The sequence below is a fragment of the Kitasatospora sp. NPDC054768 genome (assembly GCF_053612025.1).
Map to the genome: position 1 here is coordinate 12,979 of NZ_JBSHBN010000049.1, position 23,910 is coordinate 36,888.

Below are 23,910 nucleotides of genomic sequence, written 5' to 3' on the forward strand. Positions count from 1 at the left end.
CCACCGTGCGAGCCGGACAAAGGAGTACCGCCGTGCCGGGCAAGAACCTCAGCCGCGACGAGGCGCAGCAGCGGGCCAGCATCCTGACCGTGGACGGCTACCGGGTCCGGCTGGACGTGACCTCGGCCCCTGACCGGGCGGCCGGCACCTTCCGCTCCACCACCACCGTCACCTTCCGCTGCTCCCAGCCCGGTGCCGGCACCTTCCTCGACCTTCTCGCCCCCGCCGTCCGCTCGGTCACCCTGAACGGCCGAGCCCTCGACCCGGCCACCGCCTACGACGGCGCCCGGGTGCACGTCGACGGCCTGGCCGCCGAGAACGTGCTGACCGTCGAGGCGGACTGCGCCTACAGCCGCACCGGCGAGGGCCTGCACCGCTTCGTCGACCCGGTGGACGGCGAGACCTACCTCTACACCCACTACGAGCCGGCCGACGCCCGCCGGGTTTTCGCGAACTTCGAGCAGCCCGACCTGAAGGCCCCGTTCACCTTCACCGTGACCGCCCCGGCCGGCTGGAACGTGTGGTCCAACGCCCCCCACGAGAAGGTCACCGAGCAGGACGGCACCGGGCAGGACGCCGCCGAGCAGGACGGCGGCCGCACCTGGGAGTTCGCGCCGACCAAGCCGATCTCCACCTACCTCACCGCCGTCGTCGCCGGCCCGTACCACGTCGCCCGCGACCACTACCGCCGCGAGCTGGCCGACGGCACCGCGCTGGAGATCCCGCTCTCCGCGATGTGCCGCCAGTCGCTGGCCCCGTACTTCGACGCGGACGAGATCCTCGGCGTCACCAAGCTCGGACTCGACTTCTTCCACGAGGAGTTCGACTACCCGTACCCGTTCGGCAAGTACGACCAGGCCTTCGTTCCCGAGTACAACATCGGCGCGATGGAGAACCCCGGCTGCGTCACCTTCCGCGAGGAGTTCGTCTTCCGCTCGAAGGTCACCGACGCCGCGTACGAGGGCCGGGCCAACGTCATCCTGCACGAGATGGCGCACATGTGGTTCGGCGACCTGGTCACCATGCGCTGGTGGGACGACCTGTGGCTGAAGGAGTCCTTCGCCGACTTCATGGGCTCCTACGGCCTGATCGGCGCCCGCACCCGCTACTCCTCCGCCTGGGTCACCTTCGCCAACCAGCGCAAGGCCTGGGCCTACCGGCAGGACCAGTTCCCCACCACCCACCCGATCACCGCGGACATCCGGGACCTGGAGGACGCCAAGCTCAACTTCGACGGCATCACCTACGCCAAGGGCGCCTCCGTCCTCAAGCAGCTGGTGGCGTACGTCGGGTCCGAGGCCTTCTTCGAGGGCGCCCGCCGCTACTTCAAGCGCCACGCCTTCGGCAACACCGAGCTGGGCGACCTGCTGGAGGTACTGGAGGAGACCAGCGGCCGCGACCTCAAGGCCTGGGCCGCCGCCTGGCTCCAGACCTCCGGGGTCAACTCGCTCACCCCGCAGGTCACCACCGACGCCGAGGGCCGGATCACCGAGCTGGCGGTGCTCCAGGACGGCGAGGTGCTGCGCCCCCACCGGATCGCGGTCGGCCTGTACGACCGGGACGCCGACGGCGCCCTGGTCCGCACCGGGCGGATCGAACTGGACGTCACCGGCGCCCGGACCGTCGTCGCCGAGGCCGCCGGCCTGCCCCGCCCGGCGCTGGTGCTGCTCAACGACGACGACCTGACCTACTGCAAGATCCGCTTCGACGAGGAGTCGCTGGAGAACCTGCGCGCCGGCCTCGGCGACATCCGCGACGAGCTGGCCCGGGCGCTGACCTGGTCCGCGGTCTGGAACCTCACCCGGGACGGCCTGATGCCCGCCCGCGACTACGTCGCCCTGGTGCTGCGGTTCGCCGGCCAGGAGGGCAACATCGGCGTGCTCCAGTCGCTGCACGCCCAGGCCAAGACCGCCGTCGACCTGTACGCGGACCCGGCCTGGCGCGGCGAGGGCGGCCGGCTGCTCGCCGACGGCGCCCTGCGCGAGTTGCGCGAAGCCGTCCCCGGCAGCGACCACCAGCTGGCCTGGGCCCGCTTCCTCGCCCAGACCGCGGGCGGCGCCGAGCACCTCGGCCTGGTCCGCGGCCTGCTGTCCGGCAGCGCCCGGATCGACGGACTGGAGGTCGACCAGGACCTGCGCTGGTCGCTGTGGCTGGCGCTGGCCGCCTCCGGCCAGGCCGCCGACGAGGAGCTGGCCGCCGAACTGGCCGCCGACAACACCGCGAGCGGCAAGCGGCACCACACCCAGTGCCTGGCCGCCCGGCCCACCGCGGAGGCCAAGGCCGCCGCCTGGTCGGCCGTGATCGACTCGGACGAGCTGCCGAGCGCCCTGGTCGAGGCCAACACCGCGGGCTTCTCGATCCCCTCCCAGCGCGACCTGAGCGCCCTCTACGCGGCGCCGTACTTCAAGCTGCTGGAGCGGATCTGGGCCGACCGGACCATCGAGATCGCGATGCGGATCGTCGGCGGCTTCTTCCCGATCGCCCAGACCGACGAGCAGACCCTGGCCGAGGCCGACGCCTGGCTGGCCGGGCACCCGCAGGCCGCGCCGGCGCTGCGCCGTCTGGTACTGGAGCGCCGCGACGACCTGGCCCGCGCGCTGCGGGCGCAGGCCTGCGACCGGGCCTGACGGACCGCCCCCGGGCCTGACCGGCCGTACGCCGCAACGGCCGTACGCCGAAAGGGCCTTCACCGCCACGGCCGGCTCGCCGGGACGGTACACGTCCGCGCGCGCAGCCGACGGCGTAGCGGGGGCCCGCCGCGGGTGCGTCCGCGGCGGGCCCTGGATGCGGGGCGGTCAGTCGCGGCGCAGACCGCGGTCCAGCGCGGCGATCGCGCTGCCCTGGGCGTCGTCGCCGTCCAGCGACCAGACCATCACCCCGGCCAGGTCGTTCCAGCGCGTGTACCGCGCCTTCTGGGTGAGCACCTCGGCGGTGTCGTAGCTGTAGAAGGTGGTGCCGTCGTACTTCCAGGACGCGCCGTGGTCACGGTCCAGGTAGACCTTGCCCGGCAGCGCGTTGATCTCCTGGTACGAGTGGTCGGGCGCGGCCGCGGTGGCGCTCTGGAAGAGGCCGCCGCGCTTGCCGGGGGCGACGCCGGTCCAGCCGTGGCCGTACAGCGGGGCGCCGAGGACGAGCTGCTCGGAGGGCATCCCACGCTCCTGGTAGTGCGTCACGGCGGTGTCGGCGCTGCGCCGGCGCGGGTCCGGGTCGGTCGGGTCGGAGTACAGGTTGGCCTGGTGGTTGGCCGGGCCCTTGCCCTCCCACGGACCGTGCAGGTCGTAGGTCATCACGTTCAGCCAGTCCATCGACTCGCTGAGCCGGGGCAGTTCGAGCCGGTCGGCGACGGTCTCGTTGGCGGCCACGGCGGCGGTCAGCAGGTAGTGCTTGCCCTTCCTGCCGCTCAGGGCGTCCAGCTGGTCGCGGAACTCCTGCATCAGCAGGGTGAAGTTGCGGCCGTCCTCGGGCCGGACCACGTTGCCCGCGTCCCCGCCGCCGCCCGGGTACTCCCAGTCGACGTCGATGCCGTCGAAGACGCCCGCGGCCGCGCCCTTGCCGCCCTCCGGGGAGCCGGCCAGGACCGGCACGTCGCCCTTGAGGTAGAGGTCGATGCAGGAGGAGACGAACTTCTTGCGGGCCTCGGGGGTGGCGGCCGCGTCGGAGAAGTACTTGGACCAGCTCCAGCCGCCCAGCGAGACGACCGTGCGCAGCTGGGGGTTCTTCGCCTTGAGCTTGCGCAGCTGGTTGAAGTGGCCCTTCAGCTTCTGGCCCGGGGCGTCGGCCACGCCGTCCACCGACTCGGCCGCGGAGAAGGAGCGCTGGTAGTCGTTGTGGGCGTCACCCTGGCCGGCCTCGTTGCTCTCGAAGCAGGTGCCCTCGGCGGAGACGTTGCCGAAGGCGTAGTTGATGACGGTGAGCCTGGCCGCCTGGCCGGACTCCTGGACCCGCTTGGCGGAGCTGTCGGCGCCCCACTGGGTGAAGTAGCCGACCCGCTGGCCCTTCAGCTTCGGGCCGTGCCGTCCGTCGGCGGCGTTGGCGGTGGCGGGGGCGGCGAGCAGCGCGGCGACGGTGGCGGCGGCGAGCAGGGCTGAGGCGCGAGTGGGCATACCGGACCTGTTCTCTGAAGCGACGTCAAATGGTCTGGACCAGATGAGAGAGAGGTTTAGTCCATCTGCCGTTCACCGCACAAGGGGGCGGGCCCGGTCGGTGCAGCATGCAAAAGAGGGGCCGGACCGCGATGTGCGGTCCGGCCCCTCCTCGGGCCCGTGCGGGACTCGGCCGCCGTGCCCGGTCAGCCGATGAGCCCGGTCAGCCGATGAGCGAGCGCAGCACGTACTGCAGGATGCCGCCGTTGCGGTAGTAGTCCGCCTCACCGGGGGTGTCGATGCGCACGACCGCGTCGAACTCGACGTCACCGGCCTTGACCTTGACGGTCTTCGGGGTGCGGCCCTCGTTGAGCTCGGTCACGCCGGTGAAGGAGAAGGTCTCCTCGCCGGTCAGGCCGAGGGACTCGGCGTTCTCGCCCTCCGGGAACTGCAGCGGCAGGACGCCCATGCCGATCAGGTTCGAGCGGTGGATGCGCTCGTACGACTCGGCGATGACGGCCTTGACGCCCAGCAGCGCGGTGCCCTTGGCGGCCCAGTCGCGGGACGAACCGGAGCCGTACTCCTTGCCGGCCAGGACGACCAGCGGGATGCCGGCGGCCTGGTAGTTCTGCGAGGCGTCGTAGATGAACGACACCGGCGCGTCGGCCTGGGTGAAGTCGCGGGTGTAGCCGCCCTCGGTGCCCGGCGCGATCTGGTTGCGCAGGCGGATGTTGGCGAAGGTGCCGCGGATCATCACCTCGTGGTTGCCACGACGGGAACCGTAGGAGTTGAAGTCGCGCTTCTCGACACCGTTGGCGGTCAGGTACTGCGCCGCCGGGGTGCCCGGCTTGATGTTGCCGGCCGGGGAGATGTGGTCGGTGGTGACCGAGTCGCCCAGCTTGGCCAGGACGCGGGCGCCGGCGATGTCGGTCACCGGGCTCGGGGTCTTGGCCATGCCCTCGAAGTACGGGGGCTTGCGGACGTAGGTGGACTCGGCGTCCCACTCGAAGGTGTTGCCGGTCGGGACCGGGAGCGACTGCCAGCGGTGGTCACCGGCGAAGACGTCCTGGTAGCCCTTGTCGAACATGGCCTCGTCGATGGAGCCGGCGACGGTGTCGGCGACCTCCTGCTCGGACGGCCAGATGTCGGCGAGGAACACGTCGTTGCCGTCGGCGTCCTGGCCCAGGGCGTCCTTGGTGATGTCGATGTTCATGTTGCCGGCGAGGGCGTAGGCGACCACCAGCGGCGGGGAGGCCAGGTAGTTCATCTTGACGTCCGGGTTGATCCGGCCCTCGAAGTTGCGGTTGCCGGAGAGCACCGAGACGACCGCGAGGTCGGCCTCGTTGACGGCGGCCGAGACCTCCTCGGGCAGCGGGCCCGAGTTGCCGATGCAGGTGACGCAGCCGTAGCCGACCAGGTTGAAGCCCAGCTTCTCCATGTACGGGAGCAGGCCGGCCTTCTCGTAGTAGTCCATGACGACCTTGGAGCCGGGCGCCAGGGTGGTCTTGACCCAGGGCTTGACGCGCAGGCCCTTCTCCACGGCCTTCTTCGCCAGCAGGGCGGCGCCCAGCATGACGGAGGGGTTGGAGGTGTTGGTGCAGGAGGTGATCGAGGCGATCACGACCGCGCCGTTGTCGATCTCGTAGGACGAGCCGTCGGGGGCGGTGACGGCGGTCGGCTTCGAGGCCTCGGCGGAGTAGGTCGGCAGCGCCTCGGCGAACCGCTCGGCGGCCTCGGCCAGGATCACGCGGTCCTGCGGGCGCTTCGGGCCGGAGATCGACGGGACGACGGTCGAGACGTCCAGCTCCAGGTACTCGGAGTAGACCGGCTCGTGCGACGGGTTGTGCCAGAGACCCTGCTCCTTGGCGTACGCCTCGACCAGGGCGAGCTGCTGCTCGTCGCGGCCGGTGAGCTTCAGGTAGTTGATGGTCTCGGCGTCGATCGGGAAGATCGCGCAGGTCGAGCCGAACTCCGGCGACATGTTGCCGATGGTGGCGCGGTTGGCCAGCGGGATGGAGCCGATGCCGTCGCCGTAGAACTCGACGAACTTGCCGACCACACCGTGCTTGCGCAGCATCTCGGTGATGGTGAGCACCAGGTCGGTGGCGGTGGTGCCGGCCGGCAGCTCGCCGGTCAGCTTGAAGCCGACGACGCGCGGGATCAGCATGGAGACCGGCTGGCCGAGCATGGCGGCCTCGGCCTCGATGCCGCCGACGCCCCAGCCCAGCACGCCCAGGCCGTTGACCATGGTGGTGTGCGAGTCGGTGCCGACACAGGTGTCCGGGTAGGCCTGGCCGCCGCGGACCATGACGGTGCGGGCCAGGTGCTCGATGTTCACCTGGTGGACGATGCCGGTGCCCGGCGGGACGACCTTGAACTCGTCGAAGGCGGTCTGGCCCCAGCGCAGGAACTGGTAGCGCTCCTTGTTGCGGCCGTACTCGATCTCGACGTTCTGGGTGAACGCGTCCTTGGTGCCGAACTTGTCGGCGATGACCGAGTGGTCGATGACCAGCTCGGCCGGGGCCAGCGGGTTGATCTTGGCCGGGTCGCCGCCCAGCTCCTTGACGGCCTCGCGCATGGTGGCGAGGTCGACCACGCACGGCACGCCGGTGAAGTCCTGCATGATCACGCGGGCCGGCGTGAACTGGATCTCCTGGCTCGGCTGGGCGTTCTCGTCCCAGGCGCCGAGGGCGCGGATGTGGTCGGCGGTGATGTTCGCGCCGTCCTCCGTGCGGAGCAGGTTCTCCAGCAGCACCTTGAGGCTGTACGGCAGCCGCTCGGAACCCTCGACGGCGGAGAGCTTGAAGATCTCGTACGACTCGTCGCCCACCTGCAGCGAGCTGCGGGCGTCGAAGCTGTTCGCGGACACGACTGACTCCTTCTGGGTGCTTCGTGCGATATCCGGCCGTCACGCGGTGGTAAGGTCACCCTTACTTAGGCTGACCTTGCCCGCATCGCCGGCGAGCGCCTCTCGGCAAGTATCTTGATGTCGAGATATATCGTAAGGGGCAGTTATCTCGATGTCGAGATAAACCATAGTGCATGCCGTGGCTCACCGGTCGTCCGGGCCGCGCCGCTTGCGCTCCAGCCTGATCAGCCACACCGCACCCGCCACGACAGCCGCCGCCACCAGCAGCACCACCACAAGCTCACCACCGGAACCGCCGGTCGGCGAGGGGGCGATGTCGGCCAGCCGGATCGTCGTCACTCTTCCTCCTCCGTTCGCGCCCGGTTCGCTCCCGGGCCCAGAACCAGCATCAGCAGCACCGGGAACTCCAGATAGGCGTGGTAGCTCGCCAACGCGGCGTACACCGACCGGCCCCGGGCGTAATCCACCGCGAACAACAGGGCCAGCAGCAGCCCCAGGACCGCGCCCAGCCCCCAGGCCCGCACCCCGCGCAGCCCCGGCACCCGGGCGTCGAAGCGCTCCGCCGCCTCCGGCGCGTACCGCGGCAGGAACCACACCCAGACCACGTAGTGCATCGACTGGAGGAAGGCGAACACCGCCAGGAAGCGCAGCCCCGCCTGCGGCGTCAGCAGGGCCGGCGGGGTGTACGCCGCCGCCAGCCGGTCCGTCCAGCCACCGGGGCGCTCGGACAGCAGCCCGTCCAGCAGACCGCTCAACAACAGGGCCGGCACCAGCAGCACCCAGGCCGACTGCAACGCCAGGAACGCCGCACGGCCCCGCGCCAGCCGGCGCGACCACTCGGCCAGGAACAGCAGCGGCACCACGTTGTGCAGATGGGCCAGCACCACGAAGTGGTACGCGGGAAACGCCAGCGAGGCCGCGCCGGCCACCCCCAGCAGCACCACGCCCGCGAGCAGCAGCCGGGGACGGCCGCGCAGCCCGTACCGGCAGGCCGCCGCCAGCAGGCCGTACGCGAGCAGGACCTCCGCCGACTGGGCGGCCCGCGAGGGCGGCAGCAGGCGGCACAGCACGATGCCGGTCACCAGCGCCAGCAGCAGCCGCAGCAGCGGGCCGGTCAGCACGGCGGCGAAGCGGCCGGCCACGTAACGCAGCTCCAGCACGTTGTGCAGCAGGCCGAAGACGGCCAGGCCCAGCACCGCCAGGCCGGTCGGCGCCCGCAGCGCCAGTGCCAGGGCGAGGACGGCCGACAGGGCGAAGCCCGCGAACGGCGCGACGCCGGGCCGGGCGGCCGGGCCGGGCGCGGGCCAGGCGGTTCCCTCGGCGCCTGCGGCGCCGGGGGCGCTGGTGGCGCCGGGGGTGCCGGGGGTGCCGGTGGTCGCGCCCGCGCTCGTGGTCGCCATGCTCCCCCTCTCCGTGGCACGATCCCCGCCGTGCGCTATCCGGTGGCCCTCGCCCTCACCCTGCTGACCGAGACGCCCGTCTACACCGCCGCCCTCGTCCGCGTGGGGCGGGTCCGACCCGGGCGGGCGGCCGCGGCCGCCGTCCTGGTCAACCTGGTGACGCACCCGCTGCTCTGGTGGACCCTCCGGCACTGGACCGACGGGCCGGCGGCAGCGTACTGGACGAGCTTCACGCTCGGCGAGGCCGCGGTCTGCGCCGTCGAGGCGCTGCTGCTGGGCCCGCTCGCCGGGCTCCGCCCGCGCGACCCGCTGCCCTGGCTCGCCGCCGGCACCGCCAACGCCGCCTCGCTGCTGGCCGGACTGCTGATCCTGCCCTGACCGCCGCCCCGCCCCCGCCCCGCCCCGCCCCGCCCGTGACGCGGCTTCCGGGCCCCGGCGTCCGGCCGTGCGGGGCGGGCGCGGCAGGCACGGCAGGCACGGCAGGCGGGGCGCCCACCTCGTCACGGGGCGCGAGGGGGCGGCAGGGATCCGCGGGACGCGCCCCCGGGCCGCCCCGGTACCGTGGCCGGTGACTCGACGTGCGGAAACGGGCAGGGGCCGACAGATGATCGTGGTGGACGCATCCGCGCTGGTACTGGCGCTAGCCGACCAGGGCCCGCGCGGGATCCGGGCCCGCGCGGAACTCGCCTCCGGCGGCGAATGGGTGGCGCCCGAGCACATCGTCATCGAGGTGATGCAGTCGCTGCGCGGGCTCTACCTGGCCAAGGAACTGACCGCCGAGCGGGTCGCCGAACTCACCGGAGAACTCGCGGCGGTGACGATCCGCAAGGTCGAGGTGGCGCCGCTGCTCGGCCGGATCTGGGAGCTCAAGGACAACCTCACCCCGGACGACGCCGCGTACGTCGCGGTCGCCGAGCGGTACGGGGTGCCGCTGGTCACCGCCGACCTGCGGCTGATGCGGGCCAGCGGGCCGCGCTGCGAGATCCGGGGGATCCGGCGCGACTGAGCCGCCACGGGCCGGGTGTCCTCGGAGCCCCGGCCGCGTTAGCAGGGCGACCCCCGCCCCGCCCGTGGAAGGCCCCGTCCCGATGACCGCTCCGCTCGCCGCCGCCCTGCTGCCACTGGCCCTGCTCGTCCCCGCCACCTCGCCGGTCTCCGTCGTCGAGGCCGACTTCGACCCGGCCACCGCCTTCGTCCCGCCGGCCGCCATCAGCTACGCGAGCGACCTGGTGCCGTACGGCTCGCACGTTCGGATCGTCACCGACCGCTCGATGCCCGGACGCACGGTGCTCACCCTGACGGCCTCCGGGCTCGCCCCCGACCACGAGTTCCCGGTGCACCTGCACACCGGCGGCTGCGGGGCCGACCCGGCCTCCTCCGGGCCGCACTACCAGGACGAGGTCGACCCGGTGCAGCCGTCCAGCGACCCGGTGTACGCCAACGAGCGCAACGAACTGCGGTTGGTGCTGCGCACCGACGGGCGGGGCGGGGGCAGTGCCACCACCGCGGTGGCCTGGCAGCCACGGCCGGGCGAGGCCCGCTCGCTGGTGCTGCACGCGGGCACCCCGGCCGGCCCGCACGCGGCGGGCGACCGGGTGGCCTGCGTCAAGCTGGACGACTGAGGCCGGGCGCCGAGCCGGCCCCGGCCCGGCGGCTTCCGCGACCTCCGCGGCCTCCGGGCCGGTCAGGGCCGGGTCGGGGCCGGGTCGGGGCCGGTCAGGAGCCGAGAGTGGCGACCAGCACCGCCTTGATGGTGTGCAGCCGGTTCTCGGCCTGGTCGAACACGATGGAGTGCGCCGACTCGAACAGCTCGTCGGTGCACTCCAGCTCGGTCATGCCGGTCGCCTCGTGCATCTGCCGCCCGACGACCGTGCCGAGGTCGTGGAAGGCGGGCAGGCAGTGCAGGAACTTCACGTCCGGGTTGCCGGTGGCCCGGACGGTGTCCATGGAGACCTGGTACGGCTTGAGCAGCTCGATCCGCTCGGCCCAGACCTCCTTGGGCTCGCCCATCGAGACCCAGACGTCGGTGTAGAGGAAGTCGGCGCCGGCCACGCCCTCGGCCACGTCCTCGGTCAGGGTGATCCGGGCGCCGGTCGTCCCGGCCAGGGCCTGTGCCGACTCCTGCACCTCCTCGGTGGGCCAGAGCGCGCGCGGGGCGACGATCCGGATGTCCATGCCGAGCAGGGCGCCGGTGACCAGCAGCGAGTTGCCCATGTTGGAGCGGGCGTCGCCGAGGTAGGCGAGGGCGACCTCGGACAGCGGCTTGGCGGTGTGCTCGGTGACGGTGAGCACGTCGGCCAGCATCTGGGTGGGGTGCCACTCGTCGGTCAGACCGTTCCAGACCGGGACGCCGGCGTACTCGGCCAGCTCCTCGACGACCTCCTGGCCGTGGCCGCGGTACTCGATGCCGTCGAACATCCGGCCGAGCACCCGCGCGGTGTCCTTGATGGACTCCTTGTGGCCGATCTGCGAGCCCGCGGGGTCCAGGTAGGTGGTGGTGGCGCCCTGGTCGTGGGCGGCGACCTCGAAGGCGCAGCGGGTACGGGTGGAGGTCTTCTCGAAGATCAGCGCGATGTTCTTGCCGCGCAGCCGGGGCTGCTCGGTGCCCGCGCACTTCGCCGCCTTGAGCGTGGCGGCGAGGTCCACCAGGAAGCGGAACTCCTGGGGCGTGAAGTCGAGCTCCTTGAGGAAGTGCCTGTTCCGGAGGTTGAAGGCCATGCCGGGCTCCTGGGGTGACGGGGCTACGGGAAAGCAGCAAGTCTATACGATGCTCGGAATTTCTATACAGAGGCGGGCCGGAGAAGGGGAGCCCACGGGGGCTCCCCTCTCCGGCACCGCCCTCACAGCCGCGGGTCGACCGGCTCCGACTCCAGCGCGAGCACCGCGAAGACCGGCTCGTGCACCCGCCACAGCGGCTCCCCCGCCGCCAGCCGGTCCAGCGCCTCCAGGCCCAGCGCGTACTCGCGCAGCGCCAGCGAGCGCTTGTGGCCCAGCGCGCGCAGGCGCAGCCGGTCGAGGTGCTCGGTGTAGTCCGGACCGTAGATGATCCGCAGGTACTCCCGGCCGCGCACCTTCACGCCGGGCTGCACCAGGCCGCCCGGCCGGCCCTCGCCGCGCGCGGTGCGCACCAGCGAGGCCAGCGGCTTGACCACCATGCCCTCACCACCCGCCGCGGTCAGCTCCTCCCACCAGGCGGTGGCGGCGGCCGTCGAGGCCTCGTCCTCGGTGTCCACCAGGATCCGGCGGGTGCGGTGCAGCACCGGCTCCTTCCGGGGCTCCGGGCGCTCCGGGCGCTCCTGGTGCTCCTGGTGCTCCTGGTGCTCCGTGCCGTCGACGGAGTCGGGCGCGCCAGGCCCGTCGGACGCGTCGGCGGCCACCAGGCGGTCGATCCACGCCAGGTGCTCGTCGTGCGGGCGCACCGCGAGGTTCGCCCCCTCGGCCGCGAGCAGCTGGAACGGCGCGAGCCGGATGCCCGACAGGCCCTCGGTCGGCCAGCAGTAGCGCCGGTACGCCTCGGTGAACGCCCGCGCGTCGGCCGCGCGCTGCCGCTGGCGGGCGGTCAGACCGGCCAGGTCCAGGCCGCGCCCGGCCGCCCGCTCCAGCGCGGACAGCACCTCCGGCAGGGCCGCGCCCGCCGCCGCGCCGACCGCCGCGTACTGGCGGCGCAACAGCTCCACCGCCTTCAGCGACCAGGGCATCAGCTCGGCGTCCAGCAGCAGCCAGTCGGTGGCCAGCTCCTCGAACAGCCCGGAACGCTCGGCGGCCGCCCGGACCCGGTCGAGCACGGCGCCGGTCAACTCCTCGTCGGCGAGGAAGGCACGGCCGGTCCGGGTCCAGATCGCGCCGGGGCCGGCCACGCCGAAGCGGCGCTCCAGCGCGGCCCCGTCCCGGGCGACCAGCAGCACCGCGCGCGAGCCCATGTGCTTCTCCTCGCAGACCAGGTGCCGCACGCCGTCCGCCCGGTAGCCGAGGAACGCCTCCTCCGGGTGCTCCAGGTAGCCCTCCCGGCGGGAGGTGGCGCTCGGCGCCATCGTCGGCGGCAGGTAGGCGAGCAGCCGCGGGTCCAGCGCGAAGCGGCTCATCACCTCCAGCGCGGCGGCCGCGTTCTCCTCCCGGACGGCCACCCGCCCGTGCAGCCCGGTCTCGACGGTCCGGCGCCCGGCCACGTCGGCGAGGTCCAGCGGACGGCCCTCGCGGGCGCCCGGCGCGTCGGTGATCAGCGGGCGGACCGGGGCGTACCACTCACGCTCGGCCTCGACACTCACCAGCTCGCGTTCCGGGTAGCGCAGCGCGGTCAGACTGCCGCCGAAGACGCAGCCGGTGTCCAGGCAGACGGTGTTGTTGACGAAGCTCGCCGACGGCACCGGGGTGTGGCCGTAGACCACCAGCGCCCGGCCCCGGTACTCCTCCGCCCACGGGTAGCGCACCGGCAGGCCGTACTCGTCGGTCTCGCCGGTGGTCTCCCCGTACAGCGCGTGCGAGCGGACCCGGCCGGAGTTGCGGCCGTGGTACCTCTCCGGCAGGCCGGCGTGGCAGACCACCAGGGCGCCGCCGTCCAGCAGGTAGTGACTGACCAGGCCGCGCATGAACGCGCGGGCCTCGGCCCGGAACTCCTCGCTCTCCCCGGCCAACTGGTCCAGCGACTCCTGGAGGCCGTAGGCGACGTTGACCTTCTTGCCGTCCAGCGCCCGGCCGAGCTTGTTCTCGTGGTTGCCCGGCACGCAGAGCGCGTGGCCGGCCGCCACCATGCCCATCACCAGGCGCAGCACGCCCGGGGTGTCCGGGCCACGGTCGACCAGGTCGCCGACGAAGACGGCGGTGCGGCCCGCGGGGTGCGCGGCGTCCACCGGGCGGCCCTCGGCGTCCCGGGTGAGGGTGTAGCCGAGCCTGGTCAGCAGGGTCTCCAGCTCGGAGCGGCAGCCGTGGATGTCGCCGACGATGTCGAACGGGCCGGTGAGGTGGCGCAGGTCGTTGTAGCGCTTCTCCAGCTCGACCCCGGCCGCCGCCACCTCGGCCTCGCCACGCAGGACGTGCACCTTTCGGAAGCCCTCGCGCTCCAGGCCCCGGAGGGAACGGCGCAGCTCGCGGTGCTGGCGGGGGATCACGTGGGCCGGCAGCCGACGGTCCGGGCGGGAGCGGTTGCGCTCGGCGCACACCCCCGGCGGGACGTCCAGGACGATCGCGATCGGCAGCACGTCGTGCTCGCGGGCGATCGCGACCAGCTGACGGCGGGCCTCGGGCTGGACGTTCGTGGCGTCCACGACGGTCAGCCGGCCGGCCGCCAGTCGCTTGCCGACGATGTAGTGCAGGACGTCGAAGGCCTCGGCGGAGGCGGACTGGTCGTTCTCGTCGTCGGCGACCAGGCCCCGGCAGAAGTCGGAGGAGATCACCTGGGTGGGCAGGAAGTGGCGACGGGCGAAGGTGGACTTGCCCGCGCCGCTGGTGCCGATCAGGACGACGAGGGAGACGTCGGTGACGGGGAGGCGGCGGGGGGTGGTGCTCTCCGCGTGGTCCTGGCCCTGGTCGTCGCCAGGGGTGTCGGTCGTGTCATCGGTCATCGGGGCTCGCCTCCTTCGGGCGTCGTGGTCGTGGTGAACAGGGCCAGCTGGGTCGGGGCGCCGACCTGCTCGTCCTCCGGACCGACCGGGCGCAGCTCCACGGTGTAGCCGTACGCGGCGGCGACCTTCCCGGCCCAGGCGCGGAACTCGGCCCGGGACCACTCGAAGCGGTGGTCGGCGTGCCGGACGGCGCCCGCCGGCAGGCTCTCCCAGCGGACGTTGTACTCGGCGTTCGGCGTGGTGACCACGACCGTCCTCGGCCTGGCGGCGCCGAACACCGCGTACTCCAGCGCGGGCAGCCGCGGCAGGTCCAGGTGCTCGATCACCTCGCACAGCACCGCCGCGTCGAAGCCCTTGAGCCGGGCGTCGGTGTAGGTGAGCGCTCCCTGTGCCAGCGCCACCCGGGCCGCCTGACGCTCCGACAACCGCTCCAGGCCCAGCTTACGACTCGCCGCCCGCACTGCCCGGACGGAGACGTCCACGCCGAGGATCCCGGTGAACCGGGGGTCCTTGAGCAGCTCGCCGATCAACTCGCCCTGGCCGCAACCGAGATCGGCGACACGGGCGGCACCGCTCTCACGCAGCGCGGTGAGGATCGCGGCGCGGCGCCGCTCGGCGAGGGAGGGCTGCCGGGGCTCCGGCTGCTCGCCGACCTCCTCCCCGGGCCCGACCTCCTCCCCGGGCCCGACCTCCTCCCCGGGCCCGACCTCCTCCTCGGGCCGGTCGTCGACCGCGTTGTCGATCTCCTCGACCTCGCGGTCGTCGGCCTCCGCCAGCCGGGCCAGCTCCAGGCGCTCCATCGCGGCCCGGGTCAGCGACCAGCGCCGGGCCAGGTAGCGGCGGGTGATCAGGGCGCGCTCCGGGTGGGCCGCCAGCCAGCCCTGACCGGCGGCGAGCAGCTTGTCCACCTCGTCCGGGGCGACCCAGTAGTGCTTGGCACCGTCCAGTACCGGCAGCAGCACGTACAGCTGCTGGAGCGCGTCGGCGAGCCGTACCGTTCCGGAGGAGAGCGCGACCCGCACGTAGCGGGACTCGCCCCACTCGGGGAACGACTCGTCCAGCGGGATCGCCGTCGCCTCGACCTGCCAGCCCAGCGGTTCGAACAGCCGGACCACCAGGGCCGGGCCGCCGCCCTCACCCGCGCCGTTGGCGGGCACGGCGGGCAGGTCGATGCGCAGCGGACGGGCCCGCCCGGGCAGTTCGGGCCGGGCCGGGCAGGCGCCCTTCATCGCGGACCGGAACACCGTCCGCAGCGCCACCGCGAGCAGCGAGGACGCCGCGTACGGGCGGTCGTTGACGTACTGGGAGAGCGCGAAGTCGGGCGAGCCGCCGCGCCCTCTGCCGTCGCCCCGGCCCTTGCGGACCAGTGCGATCGGGTCGATGTCCAGCAGCAGCGCCGCGGTGCAGACCTCGTCCCCCGCCTCGGGGTAGAAGACGTGGGCCTCGCCGTGCGACGTGGTGAACCGCTGGACCTTGTCGGGGTGCTTGTGCAGCAGGAACCCGAGGTCCGCGGCCGGGTCCTCGGCGCTGCCGGTGGTGGAGATCGACATGAACACCCGCTGAAGTATTGCCCAGCGCCGGCGCGGCGAGCACCGGGTTTTCCCGCCCCGCGGACCGCCGACCAGCAGGTCCGACGGGCGTGTCCGCCCGGCGGGCGTGTTCGGCACCGGGGCCCCGCATTGGTTAACGTGCACGGTGTGACTGCTGAATCCACCTCGCTCGAATCCACCTCCCCGGCGAACGGCGCCGTGGCCGCCGGTCTGGCCACCATCGCCGCCGACGGCACCGTCCTCGACACCTGGTTCCCCGCCCCCGTGCTGGCCGCCGAGCCCGGCCCGGCCGGCACCGTCCGCCTGACCGCCGAGCAGGCCGAGGCCGAGCTCGGCGCCGGCGCGGCCGAGGCGCTGCGCGCCGACGCGCGCCGTGGCGTCGAGGTGGTCGCCGTGCGCACCACCATCGCCTCGCTGGACGAGAAGCCGCTCGACACCCACGACGTCTACCTGCGGCTGCACCTGCTCAGCCACCGTCTGGTCAAGCCGCACGGCCAGAACCTGGACGGCGTCTTCGGCCTGCTGGCCAACGTCGCGTGGACCAGCATCGGCCCCGTCCCGGTGGACAAGGTCGAGCAGGCCCGCCTGGCCGTGCGCGCCCAGGGCGGCCAGCTGGCCGTGTACGGGATCGACAAGTTCCCGCGGATGACCGACTACGTCGCCCCGACCGGTGTGCGCATCGCCCACGCCGACCGCGTCCGGCTCGGCGCGCACCTGGCCGTCGGCACCACCGTGATGCACGAGGGCTTCGTCAACTTCAACGCCGGCACCCTGGGCACCTCCATGGTCGAGGGCCGGATCAGCGCGGGCGTCGTCGTCGGCGACCACAGCGACATCGGCGGCGGCGCCTCGATCATGGGCACCCTGTCCGGCGGCGGCAAGCAGGTCGTCTCGGTCGGCGAGCGCTGCCTGCTCGGCGCCAACGCGGGCATCGGCATCTCGCTCGGCAGCGACTGCGTGGTCGAGGCCGGCCTGTACGTGACCGCCGGCACCCGGGTCACCACCCCGAACGGCACGGTGGCCAAGGCCGTCGAGCTGTCCGGCCAGGACAACCTGCTGTTCCGCCGCAACTCGCAGAGCGGCGCGGTCGAGGTCATCGCCCGCTCCGGCTCCTGGGGCGGCCTGAACGCCGACCTGCACGCCCACAACTGACCTGCGGGCAGCGACTGTCGGGGTCCGGCGCCGGGCGGCGCCGGGCCCCGCTCGCGTCCCCGGGCCGCTCGCGCCTCGGGGTCCACTCCCATCCCGGCGTCCGGGCGCGAGTGGGATCCGGGCGCGGGTGGGATCCGGGCGCGGGTGGAGCGGCCCACCCGTGCGGACCTCAGGGCTTGCGGTGGCGCCCCGGCGCCTTCCTCGGCCGCCGCACCGAGCGCCCGGGCCGCGGTGCGCCGCCGCCCTCGATGCCGTGGAGGATCCGCTGAGCGGCGGCATAGTCCTCGGCCCCCGTCTCCGGCAGCCACTGGTAGCCGTCCCAGCGCACGATCAGCCTCGGTTCGCCCGGCGCCACATGGGCGCCCCGCGGCCGCCCGTCCATCAGCCGTAGGACCCGCAACTGCCCGACCGGCCGCAGCTGTTGCTCCCGCCTGGCCGCCCACGACGCCAGCGGTTCCTCCTCGTCCATCGCCCCAGTCTGGCCCCCCTCAGCCGTCGCCCGACACTCGCGTCACCCGACCGGGCGATGCGCTTTTCGGCCCGTCCGCTCCCTCCTTCCGCAACCCGCTCCCTTCGCCGCCGCCGGCTCACGCACTCCTGAGGACCACCAGCCGCTGGGTCGCCCTGGTCATCGCGACATAGCGGTCGACCGCGCCCTCGACCCCACCGCCGAACGCCTCCGGATCGACCAGGACGACCAGGTCGAACTCAAGTCCCTTGGACAGCTCCGGGGTCAGCGACCGGACCCGCGGCCGCGCCTCGAACCCGGGGGCGCCGATCACACAGGCGATCCCCTCGGCATGCTCGGCGAGCCAGCCGTCCAGGACGGCGTCCAGCTCCGCCACCGACCCGTGCACGACGGGGATGCCGCTGCTGCGGACGGAGGTCGGCACGTTGGCGTCCGGCAGCGCGGCCCGGATCGCGGGCTCGGCCTCGGCCATGACCTCCTCCGGTGTCCGGTAGTTGATGCTCAGCGAGGCCACCGTGGTCCGGTCGAGCCCGATCCGCTCCAATCGCTCCTGCCAGGACTCCGTGAAACCGTGCCTGGCCTGCGCCCGGTCCCCGACGATGGTGAAGCTCCGGGACGGGCAGCGCAGCAGCAGCATCTGCCACTCGGCGTCGGTCAGCTCCTGGGCCTCGTCCACCACGATGTGCGCGAACGGCCCGGCGAGCGGTTCCGGGTCGGCGACGGGCAGGGCCGTCTCGTCGACCAGGGTGTCCTGGAGGTCGCGGCCGCGCAGCATCGTCACCGCGCCCTCGCCGTCGTCGTCGGCCCGCAGCAGGTCGCCGATGACGTCGGCCATCCGCGCGCGCTCGGCGGCGGCCGCGGCCTCCCGCCGACGCCGACGCCGGTCCGCCTCCGGATCGCCCAGCCGCTGCCGGGCCGCGTCCAGGAGCGGCAGGTCGGACACCGTCCAGGCCTGGGGCGCGTCCTTGCGCTGGAGCCTGCGGACGTCCTCGGGTGCGAGCCAGGGCGCGCACATCCGCAGGTAGGCGGGCACCGACCAGAGGTCGCCGACCAGCTCGGCCGCGTCGAGCAGCGGCCAGGCCCGGTTGAGCGTCTCGACCAGCTCCCGGTCCTGCCGCAGCGACCGGCGGAACAGCTCGGGCGAGACCCCCTCGTCCTCGTCCAGCTTGTGCATCAGGATCGTGGCCAGCTCCTCCCAGATCTGCTCGCGGGCCTCGTTGTGCGGGGTGCCCGGGTCCGGCGCGTCGAACGCGTCGGACCAGTCCTCGGCGCTCAGCCAGAGGTCGGCCCAGTGGGTGGTGACCTCCAGCCCCTCGGTGGGCGGCTCCTCGTAGAACCGGACGGCCTTCTCGATCGCCCTCACCATGTCGGCCGAGGACTTCAGCCGGGCCGCCTCCGGGTCGGTCTCGGCCCCGGCCTTCGCCCCTTCGGCGACGAGGTCCCGCACGGTGCAGGTGCGCACCCCCTCCTCGCCGAGGCTCGGCAGGACGTCGGCGACGTAGGCCAGGTAGGGCTGGTGCGGGCCGACGAACAGCACCCCGCCCCGCCGGTGGCCGAGCCGGGGGTCGGAGTAGAGCAGGTACGCGGAGCGGTGCAGGGCGACGACCGTCTTGCCGGTGCCCGGGCCGCCGTCCACCACCAGGGCGCCCCGGGAGCCGGCCCGGATGATGGCGTCCTGGTCGGCCTGGATGGTGGCCAGCACGTCCCGCATCCGGGCCGACCGGCCGCCGCCCAGGCCGGCGATGAAGGCGGACTGGTCGTCCAGCGCGGCGTGCCCCTCCAGGGCCTCGGCGGTGAACACCTCGTCCCAGTAGTCGGCGATCCGGCCACCGGTCCAGCGGTACCGGCGCCGGCTCACCAGGCCCATCGGATCGGCGTGGGTGGCCCCGAAGAACGGCTCGGCCGCGGGCGAGCGCCAGTCGACCAGCAGCCGTCGGCCCGCGCTGTCGGTGAGGCCGAGCCGCCCGATGTACACCGGCTCCGGGTCGTCGGCGAGGACGACCCGGCCGAGGCACAGGTCCAGGCCGAAGCGGCGCAGGGCGCGCAACCGACCGGTCAGCCTGTGCACCTCGATGTCCCGGTCCATCGCCTCCCGGCCGAGGCCGCCCGGCGCCCGGCGCAGCGCGTCGAGGCGGTCGGACAGGCCAGTGATCGCCTCTTCCAGGCTCTCCGCGACGGCCGCGAAGTGCCGCTCGTCCTCGCCGATCAGTGCCGGGTCGGCCTTGGCGGCGAGGCGGGCGGGAAGGTCGAACGCACTGGTGGTCCGGCTGTTCATGGCATCAGCTCCGATCTGAGGCCTGCGATTGTGCGCCAGCACGGGGGCCTTGCCGCAAGACCCCCCGTGCGCTATACGTTGAGAGTGGCAAGGGGTGGGTTCTCCCCCGGGTCGTCCCGGTTCATCCCCGGCTCCTTTCCGGGCATGTCGACCACGCCGCGCTCCGCATCACCGATCGCATCCCCGCTCCGCGACGCCCGGGGCCCGCTCCGCAACGCGCCCGGGGCCGTTCCGCGCCTAGCCGAGGCGGCACCGCGACGGCAACCCCGGCTCACCCGGGAGGCTTACCCCGCAGCGGAGTTGGACCGCATCGGGTGGTGTCCGGGTGACGGCGTCCGGAGCGGTTCGTTGGGTGCTACGGCGGGGGTGGGTGCCCCGGTGGCGGGCGACTGCCGCCTCCCGCCGTGCGGTCCGAGCCACCGTCGGCCGCTCCACACCGCACCACCGATGCGAAGAGGTCCCGTCATGTCCGAACCATCTGCCACGCCGCAGTTCCCGAGCAGCCCGACGGGCTCGGCCGACGGCACCTCGGCCGGACCCGCCAGCCCCAAGAGCCTGCTGGAGCAGATGCAGGAACTGCTCGCCTCCGTCTCCGCGGACCTCGCCGAACTCCAGGGCTCCGTCCCCGGGAACGCCGACTCCACCGCCTATCCGACCGGCACGGACACCTCCGGGACCTCGGACACGCAGGGCACCCGGTAGCCCCCCACCGGTTCCTCCTCGGCCGGCCCGCCCTCACCGGGCGGGCCGCCGCCGGAGGGCGAGCCACTGCGGCTCGCGGCACCGCCACCTCCACCTCCACCGCCCGACGGACCGGTGTCGCCCGGCGGGCCGAGCCGGACCACCAGTAACGGCGCCCCGCCGCCGACCTGCTCCCGCTCCCGCTCGGCCCCACCGAGCGCCGCGGGCTGCGCCTCCCCGGCCCGGACCGCCGCCTCACGCAGCCGTACGGTGAGGTCCTTGCACTCCGACACCGCGTCCACACCGTCGATGCACGTCCAGTAGAGGCTCTCGGTGTCCGCCCCGCAGGCGAGCACCACCAGCGTCTCGCCGACGTCCCGGAGCAATCCGTCCAGCGCCCCCAGGGCCGGCGCCAAGTCCCCCAGCTCGGTGAGCCGCGCCGCCCGGCCTCCGCTCACCAGGGCGGCCCGGACGACGGAGCGGTCCAGGCAGACCGCCGCGTGCGCCCCGGCCTCGGACAGTTGCTGCCCCAGCCCGGTCAGCTCCTCGTCCTCCGACTCCGCCAGCCTGGCGCCCACCGCCTCGGTGAGCAGCGCGGCCTGCCGCGCCTCGGCCAGCACGTCCGGTACGTGCCTGGCCTCGGCCAGGGCGTGCCGGGCCGTCTTGATCAGTCGCAGCGCCTCCATGGCCACCGCTCCCCTCGCTCGCTGTCGCCGTCGACCCGGGCCGCCGGGAGGGGCGGTCCGAGGGGCGACGGCTGGTCACGGCGAAAGCGTGCGAGGAAGAGCGCGGACGCGCATCCACGGTGTCAGAAGCTGTGGAAAAGTCGGGGGCTGTGGATGAATTCCTTCCCTCACAAGGGTTGGTCGCCCACGTCTGAGTTGACGCCGAGCACATTTTCACCGGCGCCGACCGCGTTTACACCGTCGGCGACCGCGTGTTCACCGCTGTCGACCGCGTCCTCCGGCGCCGGGAAGCGGAGTTCGTTCCGCTCGATCTTGGCCGCCAGGGCCTCCAGCGGATCCACCCCGACCGCGGTGCAGAACTGCAGCAGGTACGCCAGCACGTCCGCGACCTCGTCGTGCACCCGGTGCGCGCGGTCCGGGTCGGACATCACCGCGCCGGCCTGCTCGGGCGTCAGCCACTGGAAGATCTCCAGCAGCTCCCCCGCCTCCACGCTCAGCGCCGCCGCCAGGTTCTTCGGGGTGTGGAAGGGCTCCCACCGCCGGGCCGCCGCGAAGTCCACCAGCCGCTGCCGCAAGGCCTCGACGGTGGGCTCCGCCGGCCCCGTCACTCGTTCGCTCACCCCTCCAGGTCTACCGCATCAAGACCCGCCGCCCCACCGTCCACCGGAAACGCCCCGCTGCCGGCCGGAGCTCCCGCGAGCCCGGCCGGCCCCTCCTGCCCCGCCGACGCCCCCGCCGACGCCCCCGCCGGTGCCCCTGCCGATGACCTCGCCGACGGCTCCGCCGGCCCCTCCGTCAACCCCGCCGCCGACCGGCCCGCGCCCGCCGCGGCCCCCTCGTCGGCCCCACCCCCGGCCTCCCCGGCCGCCTCCCCGCGCCCGCCCTGGACCGGCACCCGCACCGTCTCCGTCCGCAGCACCGTGAACCCCGAGTCGGGATCCCGCCGGCACTCCACCAGCACCATCCCGCCCCCGGGCGTGCCGCCCAGCACCTCCCGCGCCGCCGCCGGCTCCTGCAGGGCCGCGACCACGCGCAGCTGGCGGCGCTCCGCCATGTCCCGGGCCAGCCGCAGCAGCGTGGCGGCCTGCTCCGCGGAGAGCCCCGCGCCCAGGTCCTCGGCCAGCACGGTGAGCTGCCGGTGCGCCCAGGGCACCTCGGCGGCCACGTCGAGGTCGAGCACCCCGGCCCCGGTCAGCAGCACCGCGGCGAAGGCGAGGTGGCGCAGCATGCCGTCGGAGGCCTGGTCGGCCCCGGTGCGCCCGAGGACGCCCTCGTCGAAGACGGCGAGGACCTTCCGCACGCCCGCGCTCTCCCGCTCGGCCAGGGTGAGCCCGAGCAGCGGGTGCGGCGCGGCGGACTGCACCGCGCGCAGCAGCTGCCCGTACCGGCGCGGGCACTCGTTGCTCAGCCGGGCCACGACGGCGGAGATGTTGGCGGCGTTGCCGCGCAGCCGGGCCTGCGGGTCGGCCCGGGCCCAGCCGCGCATCAGTGCGGGGACGGGGTGCAGCGGGAAGACCTCGCGCAGCGCCGTGAGCAGGTCCTCGGTGGCGGCGAGGACGAGGCACTCGCCGGCCGACGAGCCCGCGACCCGCAGCGGCAGCTGCGCGGTGATCATCGTCCCGCTGGGGAACGGCGCCCGGATGTCGCCCTGGCGGGTGTCGTTGTGCCAGCAGACGTTGACCCGCCGGTTGCGGACGTCCTGCTCCCCGGTGTCCATCAGGGTCCGGCCGTCGAGGGTGAGCGACTCCCGGGCGATCCGGACCGGGCCGTCGGTGCGGATCACCACGTCGAGCCGGATCAGGCCGTGCGGCGAGCGGACGGTGCAGCCGAGGATGATCGCGTCCCGCCCGTGCGGCACACACCCGTCCAGGCCTCCGCGGACGGGCTCGGCGAGCGGACCGGTGCGGTCGGGCAGCCCGTCCAGCGAGTCGGCGATCTCCTCGCCGAGGGCGAGCCGGGAGAGCACGGCCAGCGCGTCGAGGGCGTTGGACTTGCCGACCCCGGCGGGCCCGTGCAGCACGGTGAGGGGCGCGAGCGGCAGCACCGCGCGCCGGTAGGACTTGAACGAGGTGAGCCGGAGCTCCTCGACGGTGGGGCGCGGCACGGGCGGCCGGTCGGGCCGTGGGGCGCCCGTTCGGAGGTGGGACGGCCCTGCGGGCCTGGTGGCGTCGCGGTTCACCTGTCGGACGTTAGCCGCAGGCCGAACGGAAGAAACGTGCCTGCGCGGCAGATTCATCCCAACGTGGCGCTCAGCGCCGGTACGCGGCCACCGTCACCGAGGCCGTCACCTCGACCGGCTCCGGCAGCTCCGCGAGCGCGGCACCGAGCCGCTCCGGATCGGTGTGCCAGGCGCTCGGCCCCATGCCGACGACGGTGCGCACGTCCTGCGGGCCGAGCCGCAGGGTGAACTCGACCTCCCGCCGCCCGGCGGGCTCCAGGTACGGTCCGAGCTTCTCGTCGATCCGCCGCTGCTTCTCCTCGTCCACCGACAACAGGCCCAGTGCGTCGACGAGTTCGCGCAGGTGGCGGGCGGTCGGCGAGACCAGCAGCAAGGTGCCGCCGGGGCGCAGCACCCGGCGGATCTCGGGCCCGTTGCGCGGGGCGAACACGTTGAGCATCAGCTCGGCCGAGGCGTCCCGCAGCGGCAGCGGGCGCCAGGCGTCGCACACCACGGCGCCGATCCGGGGGTGCGCCTTGGCGGCGCGGCGCAGCGCGAACTTGGAGATGTCCAGGGCCGCGCCGACCGTGCCGGGCAGGGCGTCCAGGACGTGCGCCAGGTAGTGACCGGTACCGGCGCCGAGGTCGGCGACCAGCCCGCCGGGCTCACCGGCGACGACGGCGGAGGCCGCCCGCGCCAGCGCCTCGGCGATCGGCCGGTAGTGCCCGGCGGCGAGGAAGTCCGCGCGGGCCGCGACCATCTCGGCGGTGTCCCCGGTGCCGGTGTGGGCGTCGCCGGCGAGGAGGCTGACGTAGCCCTGCTTGGCGAGGTCGAAGCTGTGCCCGGCCGGGCAGCGCAGGCTGCGGTCGTGCCGGGTGAGGGCCTGCGCGCAGTGCGGGCAGGCCAGGTAGCGCTCGATGTCCTGGAGCAAGGTTCCGTCTTCTCTCGCCGTACGCCCCGGCCGGTCGGGGCGCCAGCCAGCCTAACGACCCCGACGGACCCGCGCCCCGGGCCGCCACCCCGGCCCAGC

Annotated in this window: 19 protein-coding genes; 6 read left to right on the top strand and 13 right to left on the bottom strand. The window is 73.7% G+C overall.

Annotation, left to right across the window (positions count from 1 at the left end; genetic code table 11):
* The first annotated feature begins 32 nt into the window (after positions 1–32).
* Positions 33–2,627 carry an aminopeptidase N gene (gene pepN / locus ACWGKU_RS17335; RefSeq protein ID WP_452179543.1) on the top strand — a complete coding sequence of 865 codons (2,595 nt, stop codon included), beginning with the start codon at positions 33–35 and terminating at the stop codon, positions 2,625–2,627.
* 168 nt (positions 2,628–2,795) lie between these two features.
* Here the strand turns inward: pepN and ACWGKU_RS17340 are convergent, their stop codons facing one another.
* The 4 genes from ACWGKU_RS17340 to ACWGKU_RS17355 all read right to left on the bottom strand — a co-directional run bounded on the left by ACWGKU_RS17340 (position 2,796) and on the right by ACWGKU_RS17355 (position 8,351).
* The gene (locus tag ACWGKU_RS17340) at positions 2,796–4,103 is read right to left on the bottom strand and encodes a glycoside hydrolase family 18 protein (RefSeq protein ID WP_380546613.1); all 1,308 of its coding nucleotides are present in this window, start codon (positions 4,101–4,103) and stop codon (positions 2,796–2,798) included.
* Between the two features lie 202 nt (positions 4,104–4,305).
* Entirely contained in the window at positions 4,306–6,951 is a 2,646-nt protein-coding gene (gene acnA, locus ACWGKU_RS17345) for an aconitate hydratase AcnA (RefSeq protein ID WP_380546611.1), read from the bottom strand.
* Positions 6,952–7,134: 183 nt separating this feature from the next.
* Positions 7,135–7,290 carry a hypothetical protein gene (locus tag ACWGKU_RS17350; protein WP_359909976.1) on the bottom strand — a complete coding sequence of 52 codons (156 nt, stop codon included), beginning with the start codon at positions 7,288–7,290 and terminating at the stop codon, positions 7,135–7,137.
* On the bottom strand, positions 7,287–8,351 hold the full coding sequence (locus ACWGKU_RS17355) for a hypothetical protein (protein WP_452179544.1): 1,065 nt from the start codon (positions 8,349–8,351) through the stop codon (positions 7,287–7,289). The genes ACWGKU_RS17350 and ACWGKU_RS17355 overlap by 4 nt, the downstream gene beginning before the upstream one ends.
* A gap of 30 nt (positions 8,352–8,381) precedes the next feature.
* Between ACWGKU_RS17355 and ACWGKU_RS17360 the strand changes: the two genes are divergently transcribed.
* The 3 genes from ACWGKU_RS17360 (at position 8,382) to ACWGKU_RS17370 (ending at position 9,973) form a co-directional block, all read left to right on the top strand.
* Positions 8,382–8,729: a hypothetical protein gene (locus ACWGKU_RS17360; protein ID WP_452179545.1), complete on the top strand. Its 348-nt coding sequence runs from the start codon at positions 8,382–8,384 to the stop codon at positions 8,727–8,729.
* Positions 8,730–8,955: 226 nt separating this feature from the next.
* A complete protein-coding gene (locus ACWGKU_RS17365) occupies positions 8,956–9,357 on the top strand; it encodes a type II toxin-antitoxin system VapC family toxin (protein WP_380353518.1) in 402 nt (133 codons plus the stop codon).
* 82 nt (positions 9,358–9,439) lie between these two features.
* The gene (locus ACWGKU_RS17370; protein ID WP_452179546.1) at positions 9,440–9,973 is read left to right on the top strand and encodes a superoxide dismutase family protein; all 534 of its coding nucleotides are present in this window, start codon (positions 9,440–9,442) and stop codon (positions 9,971–9,973) included.
* Positions 9,974–10,067: 94 nt separating this feature from the next.
* Here ACWGKU_RS17370 and argF read toward each other — a convergent pair whose 3' ends face one another.
* The 3 genes from argF to ACWGKU_RS17385 all read right to left on the bottom strand — a co-directional run bounded on the left by argF (position 10,068) and on the right by ACWGKU_RS17385 (position 15,465).
* Entirely contained in the window at positions 10,068–11,069 is a 1,002-nt protein-coding gene (argF, locus tag ACWGKU_RS17375; RefSeq protein ID WP_452179547.1) for an ornithine carbamoyltransferase, read from the bottom strand.
* 122 nt (positions 11,070–11,191) lie between these two features.
* On the bottom strand, positions 11,192–13,909 hold the full coding sequence (locus ACWGKU_RS17380) for a polynucleotide kinase-phosphatase (protein WP_452179548.1): 2,718 nt from the start codon (positions 13,907–13,909) through the stop codon (positions 11,192–11,194).
* Positions 13,906–15,465 carry a 3' terminal RNA ribose 2'-O-methyltransferase Hen1 gene (locus ACWGKU_RS17385; protein ID WP_452179549.1) on the bottom strand — a complete coding sequence of 520 codons (1,560 nt, stop codon included), beginning with the start codon at positions 15,463–15,465 and terminating at the stop codon, positions 13,906–13,908. Before ACWGKU_RS17385 ends, ACWGKU_RS17380 begins: the two co-directional genes overlap by 4 nt.
* Positions 15,466–15,606: 141 nt before the next feature.
* Between ACWGKU_RS17385 and dapD the strand changes: the two genes are divergently transcribed.
* The gene (gene dapD, locus ACWGKU_RS17390; RefSeq protein WP_401048978.1) at positions 15,607–16,611 is read left to right on the top strand and encodes a 2,3,4,5-tetrahydropyridine-2,6-dicarboxylate N-succinyltransferase; all 1,005 of its coding nucleotides are present in this window, start codon (positions 15,607–15,609) and stop codon (positions 16,609–16,611) included.
* Between the two features lie 169 nt (positions 16,612–16,780).
* On the opposite strand, the gene ACWGKU_RS17395 is transcribed toward dapD, so the two are convergent.
* Positions 16,781–17,080, bottom strand: a complete 300-nt coding sequence (locus ACWGKU_RS17395) for a DUF6087 family protein (RefSeq protein WP_452179550.1) — start codon at positions 17,078–17,080, stop codon at positions 16,781–16,783.
* A 118-nt stretch (positions 17,081–17,198) separates the two neighbouring features.
* Positions 17,199–19,355 (bottom strand): RNA polymerase recycling motor ATPase HelR, encoded by a 2,157-nt coding sequence (gene helR, locus ACWGKU_RS17400; RefSeq protein ID WP_401048974.1) that lies wholly within the window; start codon positions 19,353–19,355, stop codon positions 17,199–17,201.
* Positions 19,356–19,820: 465 nt separating this feature from the next.
* On the opposite strand from helR, the gene ACWGKU_RS17405 reads away from it, so the two are divergent.
* Positions 19,821–20,057, top strand: a complete 237-nt coding sequence (locus tag ACWGKU_RS17405) for a hypothetical protein (RefSeq protein ID WP_380546594.1) — start codon at positions 19,821–19,823, stop codon at positions 20,055–20,057.
* Here the strand turns inward: ACWGKU_RS17405 and ACWGKU_RS17410 are convergent.
* From ACWGKU_RS17410 to ACWGKU_RS17425, 4 genes are all read right to left on the bottom strand, one after another.
* On the bottom strand, positions 20,003–20,722 hold the full coding sequence (locus ACWGKU_RS17410; RefSeq protein ID WP_452179551.1) for a DUF6099 family protein: 720 nt from the start codon (positions 20,720–20,722) through the stop codon (positions 20,003–20,005). The two genes, ACWGKU_RS17405 and ACWGKU_RS17410, sit on opposite strands and share 55 nt — an antisense overlap.
* A gap of 167 nt (positions 20,723–20,889) precedes the next feature.
* Complete coding sequence (locus ACWGKU_RS17415) at positions 20,890–21,330, bottom strand: nucleotide pyrophosphohydrolase (protein ID WP_452179553.1); 441 nt, start codon at positions 21,328–21,330, stop codon at positions 20,890–20,892.
* A gap of 8 nt (positions 21,331–21,338) precedes the next feature.
* Positions 21,339–22,826, bottom strand: coding sequence for an AAA family ATPase (locus tag ACWGKU_RS17420; protein WP_452179552.1), 1,488 nt, complete (start codon positions 22,824–22,826; stop codon positions 21,339–21,341).
* A gap of 145 nt (positions 22,827–22,971) precedes the next feature.
* Positions 22,972–23,811: a putative RNA methyltransferase gene (locus ACWGKU_RS17425; protein ID WP_359909934.1), complete on the bottom strand. Its 840-nt coding sequence runs from the start codon at positions 23,809–23,811 to the stop codon at positions 22,972–22,974.
* Positions 23,812–23,910 lie beyond the last annotated feature (99 nt).